The organism is Luteithermobacter gelatinilyticus, from assembly GCF_005849285.1.
In the GTDB taxonomy this organism is placed as follows: domain Bacteria; phylum Pseudomonadota; class Alphaproteobacteria; order Sphingomonadales; family Emcibacteraceae; genus Luteithermobacter; species Luteithermobacter gelatinilyticus.
In genome coordinates this window covers 2,854,084-2,870,956 of sequence record NZ_CP040517.1, presented here as the reverse complement: position 1 = coordinate 2,870,956, position 16,873 = coordinate 2,854,084, and the positions used below count along the sequence as shown (strand labels likewise).

At 56.0% G+C, this 16,873-nt stretch carries 13 protein-coding genes; 7 read left to right on the top strand and 6 right to left on the bottom strand.

Features of this window, described 5'->3' with window-relative positions; all coding sequences use genetic code 11:
* Positions 1-41 precede the first annotated feature (41 nt).
* From polA to FE788_RS12925, 4 genes are all read left to right on the top strand, one after another.
* Positions 42-2,819 carry a DNA polymerase I gene (gene polA / locus FE788_RS12940; RefSeq protein WP_138381033.1) on the top strand — a complete coding sequence of 926 codons (2,778 nt, stop codon included), beginning with the start codon at positions 42-44 and terminating at the stop codon, positions 2,817-2,819.
* Positions 2,820-3,338: 519 nt separating this feature from the next.
* Positions 3,339-3,611, top strand: coding sequence for a hypothetical protein (locus FE788_RS12935; protein WP_138381032.1), 273 nt, complete (start codon positions 3,339-3,341; stop codon positions 3,609-3,611).
* Between the two features lie 285 nt (positions 3,612-3,896).
* Positions 3,897-4,163 carry a hypothetical protein gene (locus FE788_RS14165; RefSeq protein ID WP_168190422.1) on the top strand — a complete coding sequence of 89 codons (267 nt, stop codon included), beginning with the start codon at positions 3,897-3,899 and terminating at the stop codon, positions 4,161-4,163.
* A gap of 8 nt (positions 4,164-4,171) precedes the next feature.
* Positions 4,172-4,381 carry a hypothetical protein gene (locus FE788_RS12925; protein ID WP_168190421.1) on the top strand — a complete coding sequence of 70 codons (210 nt, stop codon included), beginning with the start codon at positions 4,172-4,174 and terminating at the stop codon, positions 4,379-4,381.
* 147 nt (positions 4,382-4,528) lie between these two features.
* On the opposite strand, the gene FE788_RS12920 is transcribed toward FE788_RS12925, so the two are convergent.
* The 5 genes from FE788_RS12920 to FE788_RS12900 all read right to left on the bottom strand — a co-directional run bounded on the left by FE788_RS12920 (position 4,529) and on the right by FE788_RS12900 (position 13,034).
* A complete protein-coding gene (locus FE788_RS12920) occupies positions 4,529-7,237 on the bottom strand; it encodes a TonB-dependent receptor plug domain-containing protein (RefSeq protein ID WP_168190420.1) in 2,709 nt (902 codons plus the stop codon).
* 254 nt (positions 7,238-7,491) lie between these two features.
* A complete protein-coding gene (locus FE788_RS12915) occupies positions 7,492-7,881 on the bottom strand; it encodes a hypothetical protein (RefSeq protein ID WP_138381028.1) in 390 nt (129 codons plus the stop codon).
* Between the two features lie 103 nt (positions 7,882-7,984).
* Positions 7,985-8,440, bottom strand: a complete 456-nt coding sequence (locus FE788_RS12910; RefSeq protein WP_138381027.1) for a hypothetical protein — start codon at positions 8,438-8,440, stop codon at positions 7,985-7,987.
* Positions 8,441-9,187: 747 nt separating this feature from the next.
* On the bottom strand, positions 9,188-11,983 hold the full coding sequence (locus FE788_RS12905; protein WP_138381026.1) for an SBBP repeat-containing protein: 2,796 nt from the start codon (positions 11,981-11,983) through the stop codon (positions 9,188-9,190).
* 304 nt (positions 11,984-12,287) lie between these two features.
* Positions 12,288-13,034 (bottom strand): DUF1223 domain-containing protein, encoded by a 747-nt coding sequence (locus tag FE788_RS12900; RefSeq protein WP_168190419.1) that lies wholly within the window; start codon positions 13,032-13,034, stop codon positions 12,288-12,290.
* A 194-nt stretch (positions 13,035-13,228) separates the two neighbouring features.
* Between FE788_RS12900 and FE788_RS12895 the strand changes: the two genes are divergently transcribed.
* On the top strand, positions 13,229-14,098 hold the full coding sequence (locus tag FE788_RS12895; RefSeq protein WP_138381024.1) for a hypothetical protein: 870 nt from the start codon (positions 13,229-13,231) through the stop codon (positions 14,096-14,098).
* Positions 14,099-14,116: 18 nt separating this feature from the next.
* Here FE788_RS12895 and FE788_RS12890 read toward each other — a convergent pair whose 3' ends face one another.
* The gene (locus FE788_RS12890) at positions 14,117-14,857 is read right to left on the bottom strand and encodes a helix-turn-helix transcriptional regulator (protein ID WP_138381023.1); all 741 of its coding nucleotides are present in this window, start codon (positions 14,855-14,857) and stop codon (positions 14,117-14,119) included.
* 135 nt (positions 14,858-14,992) lie between these two features.
* On the opposite strand from FE788_RS12890, the gene FE788_RS12885 reads away from it, so the two are divergent.
* Together FE788_RS12885 and FE788_RS12880 are read left to right on the top strand one after the other, a co-directional pair.
* Positions 14,993-16,684, top strand: coding sequence for an FAD-dependent monooxygenase (locus FE788_RS12885; RefSeq protein ID WP_138381022.1), 1,692 nt, complete (start codon positions 14,993-14,995; stop codon positions 16,682-16,684).
* Positions 16,681-16,857, top strand: a complete 177-nt coding sequence (locus tag FE788_RS12880) for a DUF2783 domain-containing protein (RefSeq protein WP_138381021.1) — start codon at positions 16,681-16,683, stop codon at positions 16,855-16,857. The genes FE788_RS12885 and FE788_RS12880 overlap by 4 nt, the downstream gene beginning before the upstream one ends.
* Positions 16,858-16,873 lie beyond the last annotated feature (16 nt).

The window sequence follows — 16,873 nt, the reverse complement described above, 5'->3', positions numbered from 1 at the left end:
CACCTTTTCGGTTTTAGACTCAAACATTACAGGTTCGCATCATGACCACCAAAAAACCCGAACATCTTTATCTTGTCGATGGCTCGGGTTTTATTTTCCGCGCCTATCACGCCTTGCCGCCGCTCACCCGCCATGACGGCACGCCGGTGAATGCCGTGCTTGGTTTCAGCAACATGTTATTTAAGCTGTTGCAGGATCTGGAGGATGCGGAACGGCCCACCCATATTGCCGTGATTTTTGATGCCGCCCGAAAAACGTTTCGTAACGACATCTATCCCGATTACAAGGCCCACCGCCCGCCGCCGCCCGAAGATCTGGTGCCGCAGTTCCCGCTGATCCGCGAGGCGGTGCGGGCCTTTAACGTGCCAGCCATTGAGTCCGACGGTTATGAAGCCGATGACATTATCGCCACCTATGCCACGGAGGCCGCAAAACAGGGTTTTGAGGTCAGTATCGTCTCCTCCGACAAGGACCTGATGCAGCTGGTCAATGACCGGATCAGCCTGTTTGACAGCATGAAAAACAGGGAAATCGGGGTTGAGGAGGTGATCGAGAAATTCGGTGTCACCCCTGAAAAGGTGGTGGATATCCAGGCCCTCGCCGGGGATAGTTCCGATAATGTGCCGGGCATTCCCGGCATCGGGGTCAAAACGGCGGCGCAGTTGATCAACGAATATGGTAGTCTGGATGAATTGCTTGAGCGGGCCGGGGAAATCAAGCAGCCCAAGCGGCGGGAACGGCTTCTGGAACATGCCGACATGGCGCGCATCAGCCGGGAGCTGGTCACCCTCAAGCGGGATGTGCCGGGCCTTGTGGACCTGGATGAGCTCAAGGTCCAGGATCTGGATGCCGACATGCTGATGCCTTTTCTCGAAGAACAGGGATTCCGCAGCCTTCAGGCCAAGGTCTTAAGCCATATGGGCAACAGCCTGCCGGCGGGGACCCCGGCGCCGGAAGAAATCCCCCCGGGAGAGGCGGAGTATGAAACCGTGACCACGGTGGAGGCGCTGAAACGCTGGATCAAACGCGCGGAACAGGCTCATCAGGTGGCGGTCGATACGGAAACCACCTCGCTGAATGCCATGGCCGCAAAACTGGTGGGTATTTCGCTGTCGGTGGAGGCCGGGCGGGCCTGCTATATCCCGCTGGGCCATGTTTCGGGAGAGGACGGCGAACTGGAACTGGAGGGGCAGAAGGGACCGGAACAGATTCCCCTTGAGGAAGCCCTCGCATTGCTCAAGCCGCTTCTGGAAAATCCCGCTGTGCTCAAGGTCGGCCAGAATCTGAAATATGACTATCTGATTCTGGCGAAACACGGCATTCATATTCACCCGATTGATGATACCATGCTGATCTCCTATGTTCTGGATTCGGGACTGAACGGCCATGGTATGGATGAGCTGGCGGAACTGCATCTGGATCATAAATGCATTTCCTTCAAGGACATCTGCGGCAGCGGCAAAAAGCAGATTACCTTTGACAAAGTGGCGATTGACAAGGCCACCGACTATGCGGCTGAGGATGCCGATATTACCGGTCGACTGCACCGTCTGTTGAAACCGCGGCTGGCGCGCGAGGGCATGATGACGGTTTATGAAACCCTGGAACGGCCCATGGTGGCGGTGCTGGCGCAAATGGAGCAGGCCGGTGTGCTGGTAGATCGGCAGATACTCTCGCGCCTGTCCAATGAATTTGCCGAACGTTTAAGCCATCTGGAACAAGAAATTCACGAGCTGGCCGGGCGAGAATTCAACATCGCCTCGCCGAAACAGTTGGGCGAGGTGCTGTTCGGGGATATGGGGCTGCCCGGGGGCAAGAAAGGCAAGACCGGCGCCTATAGCACCGATGCCGAGGTGCTGGAGACGCTCGCGGCGGAAGGACACGAATTGCCGGCACGGGTGCTGGACTGGCGGCAGTTGTCCAAACTGAAAAGCACCTATACAGATGCGCTACAGTCCCAGATCAATGCCAAGACGGGGCGCATTCATACCAGCTATTCCCTGGCGTCCACCACCACCGGCCGCTTAAGCTCCAACGATCCCAATTTGCAGAATATTCCGATCCGTACGGAAGAGGGCCGCAAGATCCGCCGCGCCTTTATCCCCGCGCCGGGCCATAAATTCATCGCCGCTGATTACAGCCAGATCGAACTTAGGCTTCTTGCCCATGTGGCGGATATGGACAGCCTGAAACAGGCCTTTCATGACGGGCTCGACATTCATGCGCTGACCGCCAGCGAGGTGTTTGGGGTGCCGATGGAAGGTATGGACCCGATCGTCCGCCGTCAGGCCAAGGCCATCAATTTCGGCATCATCTATGGCATCAGCGCTTTTGGCCTGGCCCGCCAGCTTGGCATTCCGCGCGGCGAAGCCCAGAAATATATCGACACCTATTTTGAACGCTTCCCCGGCATCCGCGAATATATGGACAGGACCAAGGCGTTTTGCCGCCGTCACGGCTATGTGGAAACCGTGTTCGGGCGGCGCTGCCATATCACCAGCATCAATGACAAAAACGGCGCCCGGCGCGCCTTTGGCGAACGCGCGGCCATCAATGCGCCGTTGCAGGGCTCGGCCGCGGACATCATCCGCCGGGCCATGATCCGCATGCCCGAGGCCCTAAAGGGGGCGGGACTCAAGGCCAAAATGCTGTTGCAGGTCCATGACGAACTGATTTTTGAAGTGCCCGAAGCGGAAGTGGAGGACAGCATCCCCGTCATCCGCGAGGTAATGGAAGGCGCAGCCCGGCCCGCCGCCGAGATCGCCGTGCCGCTGATTGTGGACTGCGGCGTCGGCGACAATTGGGACGAGGCGCATTAAGAAAACGGCGTCTCAAAGGGCACTGCCCATAGGGAAAAAATATCTGGGCCGGCGCATTTCCCTACTTCCCTGTCCTTGCCGCTTCTTCCTCCGTCATTGCCGTTTCTCTCTGTCCTTGCCGTTTCTTCCTGCGTCATTGCCGCGAAGGCGGCAATCCAGCCCCTCACCAAAGACGTCCCGTCTGGCTTGTCTGAAACGGTTTTTTTGAAAGAACGCTTACAATAAGAATTTTGGCAATAAGAATTCTGGCAATAAGAATTCTGGACTCCCGCCTGCGCGGGAGCGACGGAAGGAGGCTTCGGGAATTGCAATGACGGCACAGCTTCACCGTCATGCGAGGTGCCCCCGCAACGACACAATCCATAAGCCGTGAAGCCTGGGGCTGATCGGTCCCGGCGTGACCTCCAGCGCCGGGCGACTTCCGATTCTTCTAATTCAATTGTTCACTTTTTGTTCTTTATTTTTTGCGCGTTTTAGGATATAAGACAGGAACTTTCTCATCTTATTGGGGGATTCCAGATGCATCTCCAGGACCGGGAATTTCAAAAACAGCGCTTCACCCATTACCTGCACACCGGCCGCAGGCTTACGAAACAAGACAATCTCGACACAAAAATTATAGGAGATCGCGTGGGCCGAACGTTTGACCTTGTGGCCCGGAATCTGTTGTCCTATGTCACCCGCAGCCGCGCGTTTCGGGAAGCCAAAACGGATTTCCAGAAAAAATCCTTCAATATTTTCGCTCAGAGGCCCGAGAAAGATGCGCAACTGATGGAGCGCTGCCGATGGTGAAATTCACACGCCGGTTTTCCGACCGCCAGCCTGTCGATTTTACCGCCGATTTTTTCTCCCTCGGCAATAGTTATCTGGCCATGGCGGCAGAAGTAACCGCTCAGGCGGACTGCCTTCGGAAAAGAATTAATCTCAAAGGCCAAATGACCTTTGAGATCAATGACAGATTTGCCGATCCTGTTGACATCTTTGACTGGTGGAATAATGACATAGAAATCCCCGGCGGCACCCCTTTCCCGATCAGGGCGCGGTGGTCGGACTCCCTGAGTGAGAGTGGAAGTTCTGATGATCACGGACATAAGCCGCTGGCCCGGTCGGGTGCTTCTGACGCTTGCTTCTACATATGCAGGGCTGCAACTGATTATATATGGCGTGGTGGATCTGGCTTTATATTTCAAAATGCATCCACCGCCTATGCCGCCTGAAGACAGTATCTTGCGGGACCCTGTATATTTTCAGCTTATTCTCTATACTACACTTGGAGGGCTGGCAGGACTGACCTTGCTTTTGCCGCTGCTGTGGCCGAGAATTTTTATCTGGCCGACGCCGTGATGTTGAGCATGATCCTGCTCTTATATGTTTATCTTGCCTGTTCCATGCGGGCGGATCATGCCTATGCGCTATTTTATTTTTTCGCGGAACTGCTGACCAATATTTTCATTCTGATCCCGGCAGTGTTTCTCGCCCTGCTGATCCCGCCCGCCTGGCGGCTGCTGCGCCGCAAGAGATTACCGCCGCCCGAGGATCCGCCCGCGCAGAATCGCCCATAATGAGCCGAAGAAGACGGCCCGACAGGGACAGGCACCCCTGATCCGGGGGGCGGGGGGCATGCCATGGGAGCCCGGCGCCGCGTGATGTGGCCGGAAACGCGAAGCGGCCCCCTGAGGGGCCGCCCAATGTTCCGGATCAAAAAAGTCTTAGAAATTCTGTTTTACGCTGACATATACCATGCGCTGGCGCGGATCATGCACCTTCACATCAAAGCCCGCATTGGTGTCCAGCCGGGGAATATCCTTGTCAAAGATATTGATCACCCCAACCGTAAGACGGGTGCCGGTATTTTCATCCGCATCGCCCAGCAGATAGCTGTATTGCGCATCAAAGGTGGTATAGCTCGGCACGGTCACATTGTTCTGGTCATCCAGATAGCTGTCGATATAGCGGGCAAAGAACGCCACCGCATGGTTGTCCTTATACCAGCTCACATGGGCGTTGGCGCGCCATTCAGGGATTGAGCGGGCAAAGTTGTTGAAGTTGCGGCTGCCCGCCCCGTCAAATTCCATGCCAGCCTGATCCACAGCACTGTACTGGAACACATAGGTGGCCTCGGCGCCAAAGTTGAGCGTGCCACTCGTGCCCATGTCATGGGTGTAATTGAGGCTGAGGTCAAGCCCGTCAGTGGTCACGGTCGGCGCGTTGATGATGTCGGTGCGGATCCGGAACAGGGTTGAGAAGTCGCCGGGAGTTCCGAAATCCAGCTTGGCCAGCGCTGCCATATCCCCGGCCAGGGCCCGGTTCACGATGGACTGGGCATTTTCCTGAGTGATCAGGTTGGTGAACTCATAGCGCCAGTAATCGGTGCTGAAGGACAGGTTCTCCACAATTTCCCAAGTGAAGCCCACATTATAGATGTCGGCTTCTTCCGGTTGCAGATCGGCACTTCCGAAAGAGGTGACGGGGCGGAAGGTGGAGGTTCCGGCCAGATCAATTTCCACCAGTGAGGTCTGCTGCGCCACTGTGTTGAACAGGCTTGGTGCCCGGAAAGCGGTGCTAAAGGAACCGCGCAAGGACAGGTTGTCCATAGGCCGCCACAAGGCAGAGATTTTCGGGTCAAAGCTGTTCAGCCCATCGCCGTAATCCTCATAACGGGCGGCGAGGGTGACTTCCAGCGTATCGCCCAGCGGCACCAGAAATTCGCCAAACAGGGCATACACATCCTGATCCGCGCCAAAGTCGCCGCCGCCAAACAGGAACATCAGGTTACCGCCCGTGCCTGGTCCGGTAATCAGGTTGCCGCCATTGGTGCCGTCGCCATTGGGGCCGTTGTAATCATCGGACCAGTCATAGTCCATGTCCGAATTGCGGTACTGCGCCCCAAAGGCCGCGCTGACCATATTGTCGCCCAGTTCGAACAACTCGCCGGTGACCACCGCGTCAAAGGTAAACAGGCTGGTATTGCCCACAACACTTAATTCGGCAATCAGGCTGTCAATGACTTCGGGGCTGTTGGGCAGGGTGGTCTGATTGGTGCCATAGGGGTTATAGGTGCCCGTAGCCAACGCATTGAAATAAGCATCCCGCAACACGTCCTCAACAGTGAGGAAGAATTCATTCTCACTATAGGTGCCTGCCAGATTCCAACTCCATGAGCTGCCCATGGATCCGGATAATTCGGCCGCGATGCGGAAGGTTTCATTATCATGGTCAGTAATCAGCGGATCCGCATCGCCCCCCAACAGGCGGCCCAGAAAGACGTTTGGCACCGCAGGATTGATCCCCAGTGCCGCCCGAATCCCCTGGATTTCCAGCGGGGTGCCCGGATGGGTGGAGGGGACAATAACGGTTTCTGCGATGGGGAAGGCCGGGGCGTTGCTGCGGTTGGCCTTGTTATTGGCGTATCCCACTTCCATATAGAAATTCATGTCATCGGCAAAGTCCTGGGTGAAGGACGCAAAAGCCTGGAAGTTTTCTTCTTCCGCCACCAGGTCATAGAAAGGATCGAACTGGAACCGGCACAGCCCCACATCCAGCGGCAGCCCCAGCGCCGCCCCCGGGGCGATGACGTCGGGAATGCTTAGGGTCGAGCCTTCACAGGCCGGATCAATCAGCGGCAGCGTGTCGCCGGTCGCCGGATTGGTCACACCGGGAATGAAGATGGTGCCAGGCTGGCCGGACCCGGAAATGCCGGTGCCGTCTGTCAACTCCGGCCGGTCGCTGGCGCGCAAGGGATCGCGTTTCTTGTAGGCAGCGGCAATCACAAAATTGCCTCCTTCGCCCACTTCGGTACCCCAGATGGCGCCGAGGTCATAGTCCCGCTGGGAATCCTCGGTGGTGGTCTGGAACCGGCCTTCGATTTCAAAGCCGACGAAATCCTTGCGGGTGATGTAGTTGACCACCCCGGCCACGGCGTCCGTCCCATAGGTGGCAGATCCCCCGTCCTTGAGGGTTTCCACGCGTTCCACCATAATCATCGGCACCAAGGAATTGGTATCCACAAAGGTGCTACCGTCATCGGCATAAGCAGCGGATAGGGTCTGACGGCGGCCATTCAGCAGCACCAGCGTGGAGCTCAGTCCCAGACCTCGCAGGTTCACATTGGCGGTGCCGGTGCTGAAGTTCTGGGTAAAGGCGTCGGTATTGATTTCCGACCCGGAGGCAAAGGTGAAATTGCGCGCGATATCCCCTACTGTATTCAGCCCTTGGGCTGAAATGTCGCTACGGCCCAGGATATTCAGCGGTGAAGGCGAATCTTCCTGGGATTTACGTTTGATGTAAGAGCCGGTCACCACCACCTCTTCGATAACCAGAATGTCTTCTTCCTGGGCCGTCGCCAGGGACGGCAGGGCATAGAGCAGGCTGGCCCCCAGTAAAGCGGATGTGGTTTTGAGATATTTTGAGTAAGACATGGATCCTCCCGTAATTGTCTGTTGGCCCGTTAAGGTTTTCCTGAAAAGGCAAGATGATTTCAGATCATGTTGGATTGGCATTTCCCCAATGTCATGTTTCCCCATTGGCATAGGTGCTCGCGATTGGTATTCTTCAGCCAGGCGGTTCGGACCGCCACCTATTTACACTTCTCAGGGTGTTCATCATACTCGAAAAGAAAGACCCCTTCAACTTAAAACAGTCGTTCGTTTTTTGCGAATGATCCTCGTTTTTGTCAGGCGCGTTTTAACCTTTTGGAGCCGGGGCGGTGACGGCTCATATAGGCCAGCAGGGCTTCGCGGGACTGGCCAACAAGCCGGGCAAAATAAGGGGCGTCTTTTTTGATCGCTGTATAGAGACCACGCCCCTGAATATTTTCCATTTCCTTCAGATAACAAGACAGAGCCGTAAGGCCGAACGTTTCGGCCAGGCTTTTAAGACTATGGAGTTGGAGGCGGCAGGCAGCATTATTCTCTTCATGCAGGGCGCAGAACAGCTTTTTTTCCCGTGCGGACAGATCGTTCAACAATTCATGAATAATGGGCCAGTGCAAGCGCTCCTGGATCCCTTTGAAGATCTGCTCCAGCGCTGCTGCATTCAGAATGGTTTGTTCTGTCTTTACCATGCCTGCCCCGGTTAAGCTGTGGCATATTGTCGGCGGGATTTCCCTTCGGTCTCGTCGACATGTGCCGCAAAGGAAAAGGGGACTCACCCGACCGATTATCTTTTTATCTTTTTTGCACCACGACGTTGGAAATCAGAACCCTGGCGTCCCCGTGTTTCAGAAGACGGTCGGTGGCCTGTTGATAAACCCTGGTTAATAATGCAACATTTATCGGACGATTGATATCAAAATATTCAAGCGACAGCCTGTTGGCTTTTCTCAGGTAAAGGTCGCTCAGACGCGGCATCTGCCGGAGCGCCTCGGCGCGCTTTTTGGCATCAACAACTTTCAGCTGCACAGATATGGTTAAAATGCCCGCAGGGCGGCCATGATCGAACAGGCTGATGTTGACAGGGGGGACCATCAAATATATTTCCTCCCCCAGATTTCCATTGTCCTGGGGTTTTCCATTGTCCTGGGGTACTGTTGCGGCCAGGGCTGAACTGGGGCCGGCTGGTCCTGCGAACAGGACTCCCAGCAGAATCAGCACCAGCGCCGCATCCCGCCACCGGGGGGCCATGAGCCTCTGATCCTTCTGATGGATGGAAAAGCTTATCCTGGCTCTGGTCAAGGGAAATTTTAAGAACATTCCATGCCCCGTTTTATTCTAGGGTCAGGACCCTAACGTTATTGTGTCCATAAAAACAGTATTATCATTGCGGATTTGAGTTTAGAAAAGAAAAGTGAGCAGGGGGTTAATAAGAAACCGGCTATAAAAAATACACTATAAAAAATACTATTTTAGACTTTTGCAATATGAAAAAAAATCAAGATTTTTGCAAAACGCAATGCATTTTAAGAAAATTTGAATGCCGCACTTTTCTCAAAAAACTTTTGACCCAAAGAAGAATGGTATCTTTTTTATATTTTTTCTTGGTTTTTGAGTGGGATATAGATCTTTGTTTTTAGGTTTTAAAAGCTCCATGTAAAACTGGCACGCTGTTTGCTGATTAAACCATGCCTCTGGAGCAGGGCGGAGTCAGGCCCACTATCCGACCCCCCAACGGAACACACTTGCCTGGCTCCGCCCTCTGGGCTTTTGTCGCCTGTTCTCCCTTTTTTCTTTCCATTTATGTGTTTTGCGCATTGAGGATTGATGATCGCGTTATCTACCCCGTTGGGGGGTTTCATTCTGCAGAGCCTGCGTCATCGCGCTCTCCAGCCATTATTTGGGAAAGGGGCGTAGCGATTCATTTTTCTGGTCCACTGGATTGCGTCGTCGCTGACGCTCATTCGCCATGACGTGTCCATCTCATCACTATTCACTCTAGATGAACAAGCTTGCGCCCGAAGTGCCGCCGCCCGCCAGCAGACGGTTGAGGCCGTTCTGATAATTGGCGAGCTGTTTGGTGAGATGGGCCGGTGCCTGGCCTGCGATTTGTCCCTGACGCAGGATTTCCGCCTTGATGGGGTCATAAGTCAGGGAGCGGTAGGCCCGGGTGATGGTAGACAGGGCCTGTTCCAGTTGCCCGGCCACATATTTCGCTTCCTGCTTGGTGCGCAGCACCCGAAGCTTTTCGATGCCCAGCCCAAACACCCCGCCCAGATTGTCCGGGTCCGTGCCCGTGGCTTCTTCGCCAATCTCGAACAGGGCCTCGGAGGTCAGAATGGTGGCGGGTTTCATGCCCAGTTTGGCCAGGGCATCCTGCGCGCCTTTTCCGGCGATAATCTTGATTTCCGCGTCGTTCTGCGCCTTGATGCTCAGTCGCGGCCCTTCGGAGCCCAGAGGGGCCGTGGCCTTGATGAAGCTGAATGACAGCCGGTCGATGCGTTTGGCCAGATCGTCATAGGTGTCTCCCTCGCGAATGGTCACCTTGACCGGGGTTTTGCCGTTGATGGAAATGTAAAAATGATCGCCGGGCCGGGCCGTGGTCTGGGTCGCGATATCCCTCGTCTCCCGGTTCTCAATCTGTCCCGTCGGCAGGCCCAGAACCGACAATACGGAGGTGCCGTTTTGGGAAAAGGCGATGCCGGTGCTGCCGCCATAGCCGGTGACGCCGCCCAATTGATGCTGCCAGTCCAGTGCGCCCGTGGTGCCGTTCAGCTTGGCGGCAAAACCGTCGATAATGCCGGATTTCTGCTGCCCGTTCAGGGTTCCATAGGTCTTTCCGGCCACATAGACGGCACCGTTCTGGGCCACGATGTCTTCGATGCTGTCCGCCGAGCCTGTGCCCAGAAAGTGAGTCCAGTCAGGTGTGAAAGACGTGCCATTATCGCTCAGTCGGGTGACAAAACCATCCTTGCCTCCCTTGGAGGCTTCCACCACGGTGCCCCCGGACAGGCCGTTGGTACTTGTGGTGCCGGCAAGATAGATGGCGCCCCCCTCCACCGCCAGCCCTTCAATGCTGCCATACCCCAGATCTCCCAGGGCGTAGCTGGCCAGTTCCGTGTTAAGATCCGCCGCATCCAGTTTGCGCAGGATAGCTTGCCCGTCTTCTTCCGAAGCCACCAGAATGCTGCCGTCACTGGCAATGGCGATTGCCTTGCCCCGTTCCGTGCCGGCCCCGCCGATCTGCGTGGACTGGCTGACGACACCGTCTTCCCCGCTCAACTTGAGCACATAAATATCTTCCCCGCCGCCCGGCGTGGTGGTGCTGTCGAGCCGCCCGCGAATGGTTCCGGTCACATAAATGTCCCCATTGGTGTCGATGGCCAGACCGTTGGCCTGATCCTCGGCCAGGGTGTCAAGCTGGCGGGTCCATAAAGTTTCGCCCTGCGAATCATATTTGCGCACAAAGCTGTCCGCGCCGTCGAAAACGTCCGAACTGACCAGTTCACTGTCGGCCTGGCCGGCAATAATGACGTTGTCTTCGCCATCAATGGCAATGTCATAGGCTGTGGCCGCGCCAGTGCCGCCCACCAGCCGGGACCATAACAGCCGGCCATTGGCGTCATATTTGTTCAGATAGACATCGGACGTTTCGGCAGCGTTGCGCTGGGTGTCAAAATCTCCTTCGGTGGAACCCAGGATATAGACATTTCCCTGACTGTCCACGGCCGTGCCCGCCGCCGTGGTGTGCAAGGGATCCTGTTCTGCCTCTATCTCGTTGCCGTCCTCATCTTCCAGCGGTGGCAGAGGCGTACTCAGATCCGTGGCGGCTATGGTGTCGGTAAATTTCCGGCTGCTGGCGGGGGCAAGCACATCTTCAAGTTTGCTGAGCGTGGCCTGTTCCCGGTTTTCCCCAAAGGCTCTGGTGGTGCCGGTAATATACAGGGCCGGCTCTGGTGCCGCAGCGGTGAAAGTCAGCTTTTCCGAACTGAGACCGTCGATTTTAAGGGCGAACCGGCCTTCGCTGACTTCTTCCACGGCAAACCGGGTGGTGTATTTACCAACCTCTTCCCCTTCGCTGTTCAGGGTCTTGACCGCCGCGATCTGGGCATTGATATGGCTGACAAGACTATTGAGGGTGATGTCTCCGGCAATGTCCGCCAGATTGATCTGGATATCGTCATTATCGGTGAACTTGCTGATGTTCAGGGTGAAAGATTCCGTGCCGTTCAGGCCAGAGATGACCTTGTCGGCAGACCCGATGGAAACCACCCGGCCGACCAGGTCAAACTGATCCTTGCCCAATGCAATACCGGATTCATATCCGGCTTTCTTTTCCCCGGCCAGGAGTGTGAGTTTGTCCAATTCCACATTCGCCACATAGTCCAGGACTTCCTTCATGCCTGTATTGAACTGGCTGCTGAGGCGGCCGAGCTGTGAGTCCAGGGTGTTGTCATCGGCGGCATAGTCGGCAATGGTCTTGAGTTTGTCGAGCGCCACATACAGCGCAAACAGGGCCTCGGAATCCGCATCCCCATCGGCCTTTTTCACCGCTTCGTCATTCAAATCAAGAAAGCTGGTTTCATTGCGGATCTTGTTGTATCGGCTGACCAGAAGACTGTCCTGCTCCCCTTCATTGGCCCAAGGGGTGATGTCCTTTGGGCTGGAGCCGGAAGGGGGTGTTGCGGGCACCGAAGAGGCGGAGGCCGTCGCCAGGGTACGCAAATTGGACTGCGCCGTGTAATAACTGCCCAGTAAGCCAGTATCCAGAGTGATCAGCGTAAAGTTCGACATGGGGACCACTTTGTTCAACGCTATGACGGGAGCCTCTTTCCCGACCGGACTCCTTCAGGACTGATCATGGCCCGGAGTCCTTAATATTTTCTTGATATCAAAACTCTATCACGGCCCCGAAACCCTGCCAATAGGACGATTTTGCCTAGTCCCTGTGCTGAAATGTGCCAAAGTGTCCCAAAGTGTCCCAAAATGAGACAGTGGCCTGCATTACTCCTCTATAAGCCATTACTCCCCCATAAAAAAGGGCTTTGCCGGCAAAATGTATGGCAAAGCCCATCCAGTTGTGGGGGGTAATGAGAGGTTACTCGGGGTTATTATTATAGACAGAAGCTTTAAAATCGATTTGCGCGGCGGACAGAATCGGTCCGGTTTTTTGTGCCTGGACCAGCACCGCCAGCCGGTCACAAAGTCCCCCCACCGTGGTCAACGGGTCAAAGGTGAGCCGGGTTTCCTGTCCCGTCCAGCTGCCAAGCGGTTTCAGCGCCCGCACCACATTACGGTAATGGCGGGTCTGTCCGGCCAGTTCGCCGCCTTTGATGTCTACGGTTTCATCAATGTCATAGGCAATCAGCCAGATGGTTGCTGGGCGGCGGGTTTCTCCGGCGGCTATGGTAAGGTGGATCAGGTTCTTCTGGTGGTTCAGGGTGATCCGGGGACGGGCGGCGGGTTTCAGGTCCGCATCTTCCAGGGTGCGATACACCTGTTCCTTACGCGATCCGACCACGGCTTCCCGACCGTTAATGATCATTTGCGGCGTATAGACGTTGCGGCGTCCCAGGCTGCGGTTATACTCCCGTTGCCGGGCGGAAAATTCCGGCTTGGCGAAACTATCCTTCCAGCCCAGATAATTCCAGTAGTCAATATTGAAGCTCAGCGCCAGAATATTTTCCTGCTGGCTTAATTCATGCAGCAGTTCGTCTGCTGGCGGGCAGGAACTGCATCCCTGGGACGTGAACAGCTCAACAACGGAAAGCCGTTCTTCCGTCAGGGCGGGGGCATGCAGAACCAGTCCCGGCAAGAGAACCACAAAAAAAGATAAAAACTGCACAAATGATAATGTCTTTTTCATGCTTTAAAGGTATATTTTTTAACGTTCAACTGCCAATCACACTATGGTGATGAAACGACACAGTTTTGGGATGGCGGCAGATGCCCGGGAGGTCTCCGGCCCTGGGGCGTTTGGTAGGGACGCGCATGAACCGTGCCCGAAAAGGGGGCATGTCGGCAAGGGAGCGACGGGTTTTGAGTAAAACAGAAAAATTTCATGTCGGGTCGTCCATTTCGGAAAGTTACACATTCTTCCAAAATCATATCCGTCATTTTATCCGGCTGTCCTTGGGGCCGCTCGTGCTCTGGCTGTTGCTGCGGCTTTTGGAAGAATATCTGCCCCGCGCCTATGGGCTTTCCTTTGAGGCCTCTTATCTGCTCAGTCTGGTGACGGCGGCTTTTGCCCTGGTCTGGTACCGGCAGTTTCTGCTGGGGGCGGAACTGGCGACCTATGGCCGGCTGCTTAAACAGGGGTTCACCGGTGGTGGGTTTTCCCCGGGCCGTTTGCTGCGCAGCCTTTTGCGGGTGGTGGTGATTTCTCTGGCACTGGTAATCCCAACCATCCTGCTGTCACTTGTGGCGTTGTTTTATTATCAAAGTCAGGGAGAGGCTTTTAGTCAGAACCAGTTGAACGAAATTGTCCTTAAATGCACCTTTGTGGTGATGTTGCTGGTTTCGCCTTTTCTGGTGCGCCTGTCCCTTTTTACGGCCGGTATCGCGCTCGGCCGGCGCAGCATGACCTTGCGGGATGTCTGGGACAAAACCCGGGGATATAGTCTGGCGCTGTGGCTGCTGACCTTTCGGGCGTTTTTGCCCATCACCATTTATGCCTATGTGATGACCCGGCTGTTGCAGGCCATAACCGAACAGCTTGATCTGCATTATGTGGTGGCGACGCTGGTGGTGAATATTCCGGCGGGGCTGCTGACCTTTTTCATGCTGGCGATTGTGGTGGCCGCCAATGCAGAAGCTTTTCGGGTATTGATTGGCGTCCGCGAAGGGGATGCGCCGCATCGTGCCAATGCCGGCCCCAGAAGAGAGGCTGCCCTGCCCCAGCCGGAATAGGCGGAACGCGGGGCGGAATTATGCTTCACGGCATAACTCAAACAATTCTGCCCGGGAACGTATGCCCAGCTTGGTATAGGCCCGCTTGCGGTAGGTGGTGACGGTATGGGGAGAGACCCCCATTTCATGGGCAATGCGTTCGGTTTTTTGGCCTTGGAGAATGCCGCTGCAAACGGTTTGTTCCTGCGGTGACAGGAAAGACAGGGGGCCAGCATGGAGACCCGGCCTCATATGCCGAAAATGGCTGAGCAGCAGCGAACCGATCAGGGCCGCAAAATCCTCTTCCTGCAAGGGGTTCTGGTCGCCGAACGGGCCATGATCCCGGCTGCGATAGAGATTGAGGTAATAAACTTGGTCCTGATCCCGGCGGATCAGGGAGATCTTGTCGATGATGCCCGGAATGCTGAAAAAACGGTTGCGATACTCTTCCGGGAACCCCTGTTCCACGTCCCGAAAACGGATAATTTGCCATTCTCCAGACGGCGCATTTTTCAGAAGGTCGAGATTGGGGTCCTGAAGGTAGCCGCCCCCGATATAGGCGCCGGCGAGAGGGCGCGCCAGGGTTTTATCCTGGAAGTTCAGCGACAGCAGACAGCGCATGGGCTGGTCTTCGCGCCAGACAAACAACATACACTGATCGACCCGAAGTTCTTGTTCCAGCATCCGGGCAAACGCATCCGCAAATGCCGCCCCGCCGGAATCGCGAGTACATTCAGCCAGGGCTTTGAAGGGAAAGGATTTGGGGGATTTCGTGACCATAACCCGGCTATACCATATGGGATGGACCCGGGCAATATGGCGGGGCTCAGCGGGGCCTGTCCCCCGGCAAAGGGGACAGACAGCCCCCTGCAAACCGGATATGATTGTCCGGTCCACAAACACAAGAGGTGTTCCATGCGCCCGGCCGGCAAAAACCCGAATGACTCGTTATATTTCCGGTATCCGCATTTTCCTTTTGTCCGGCCCCCGGAAATGGAAGAAATGGAAAAAGCGGCGCACGAGCTGGACATCCGCCACCCCGTGACCATTGTGGGGGCGGGGCCGGTGGGCCTTACGGCGGCGCTGGAACTGGCGCGGCACGGGGTGCGCGTAGTGGTGATGGATGAAAAGGACACGCTGAATGATGGCAGTCGGGCCATCTGCATTTCCCGCCATAGTTATGAAACCCTGCAACAACTCGGGGTGCATGAGGCGTTCACCGCCAAGGGACTCGGTTGGACCCATGGGCGCTGTTATTACAAAAACAGGATGATTTACCGGCTGGAAATGCCGCACAGCGCCGAAGACCGCTTCAAACCCATGTATAACTTGCAACAACAATATATTGAACAGTTTCTGGCGGAAAAAGCGATGGCTTCACCGCTGATTGAGATGCGTTGGCAGAATAAGGTCACGGATGTCCGGCAGGATATGGACGGGGTGCGGCTCACGGTGCAAACGCCGGAAGGGGCCTATGAGTTGAAAACGGACTGGCTGTTGGCGGCGGATGGCGGGCGGTCCCGGGTGCGCGAGACGCTGGGCCTGAAACTGAAAGGGGAGGCGTATGAAGGCCGTTATGTGATTGTGGATATTCAGATGGATCATGATTTCCCCACCGAACGCCGCGCCTTTTTCGAACCGGAAGGCATTACGCGGGATGCCGCCAAGGCGACCATTCTGATCCACAAACAGCCGGATAATATCTGGCGCATAGATTATCAGCTTCAGGAGGGGGAATCGGAAGAGACGGCGTTGGAGGAAGGGGAGATCCGCCGACGCATTCAGGCCATTTTGGACATGATTGGCCACCGGGGTCCGTGGGCCCTGGAATGGTGGAGCCTGTATAAGGCTTATAGTCTGTGCCTGGATGAGTATCGGGTGGGGCGGGTGCTGTTTATCGGCGATTCCGCCCATCTGGTGCCCATATTCGGGGTGCGGGGGCTCAATAACGGCTTTTCGGACGCCACCAATGCCGCCTGGAAACTGGCTTATGTGGTCCAGGGGTTTGCGCCCGAGAGCCTGCTGGACAGTTACACGCCCGAACGGCGCGGCGCCACATTGGACGTGTTCGCCAATGCCTCCAAAAGTGCGAAGTTCATGACCCCGCCGAGCCCCGGCTATGCGCTGATGCGCCGGGCCGCTTTGTCGCTGGCGCTGCATCATGATTTCACCCGGCAGTTTGTCGATCCCCGACAGGTACAGCCCTATACCTATGTGGACAGCCCGCTGACCAGTTTTGCGGACCGGGATGCCGAGTTCAGCGCCGGCCCGGGCCGGGGTGCGGCCGTCTTCAACCGCAGATTGGGGGATAACGATTATCTCTTGGACCATCTGGGCCGGGGGTTCAGCGGTTTTTATTTTTCCGAAGACGGGACGGTGCCCGGGAAGGTCCGCGCGCTGTTTGAGCGGCTGGCCGTGGGAGAGGAAAGTTTCACGCCCATTATCCTCGACCGGCGCATCCATGCCCCTGTGTTCAAAGCTTATGGGGCGGCGGCGGGCAGTTTTTATCTGATCCGTCCGGACCGGCACGTGACGGCCCGCTGGCGGCAGATCAATCCCGAAGAGGTTTTGCGGGCCTTTCATATTGCTCTGGGAGAGCGGTCATGAAGTTCACCGACCTGGAACGGATTTACGATTTGATGGCGGAAACACTGGATGAGGTGGGGGAAGACCGGCACGCCCTGTTTCTCGCAAAGCTGAGCCTCACCCTGGCCCATAAGCTGGGCGACGCCGATGCGGTCCGGGACGCCATCACCATCGCCCGCGAGGATCTGGATTAAACCTGATAAGGTTATA

Bases quoted from the DNA above. Each gene is read 5' to 3' on its own strand.
- polA (WP_138381033.1), top strand. From the start codon at position 42: ATGACCACCAAAAAACCCGAACATCTTTATCTTGTCGATGGCTCGGGT.
- FE788_RS12935 (WP_138381032.1), top strand. From the start codon at position 3,339: ATGCATCTCCAGGACCGGGAATTTCAAAAACAGCGCTTCACCCATTAC.
- FE788_RS14165 (WP_168190422.1), top strand. From the start codon at position 3,897: ATGATCACGGACATAAGCCGCTGGCCCGGTCGGGTGCTTCTGACGCTT.
- FE788_RS12925 (WP_168190421.1), top strand. From the start codon at position 4,172: ATGATCCTGCTCTTATATGTTTATCTTGCCTGTTCCATGCGGGCGGAT.
- FE788_RS12920 (WP_168190420.1), bottom strand. From the start codon at position 7,237: ATGTCTTACTCAAAATATCTCAAAACCACATCCGCTTTACTGGGGGCC.
- FE788_RS12915 (WP_138381028.1), bottom strand. From the start codon at position 7,881: ATGGTAAAGACAGAACAAACCATTCTGAATGCAGCAGCGCTGGAGCAG.
- FE788_RS12910 (WP_138381027.1), bottom strand. From the start codon at position 8,440: ATGGCCCCCCGGTGGCGGGATGCGGCGCTGGTGCTGATTCTGCTGGGA.
- FE788_RS12905 (WP_138381026.1), bottom strand. From the start codon at position 11,983: ATGTCGAACTTTACGCTGATCACTCTGGATACTGGCTTACTGGGCAGT.
- FE788_RS12890 (WP_138381023.1), bottom strand. From the start codon at position 14,857: ATGGTCACGAAATCCCCCAAATCCTTTCCCTTCAAAGCCCTGGCTGAA.
- FE788_RS12885 (WP_138381022.1), top strand. From the start codon at position 14,993: ATGCGCCCGGCCGGCAAAAACCCGAATGACTCGTTATATTTCCGGTAT.
- FE788_RS12880 (WP_138381021.1), top strand. From the start codon at position 16,681: ATGAAGTTCACCGACCTGGAACGGATTTACGATTTGATGGCGGAAACA.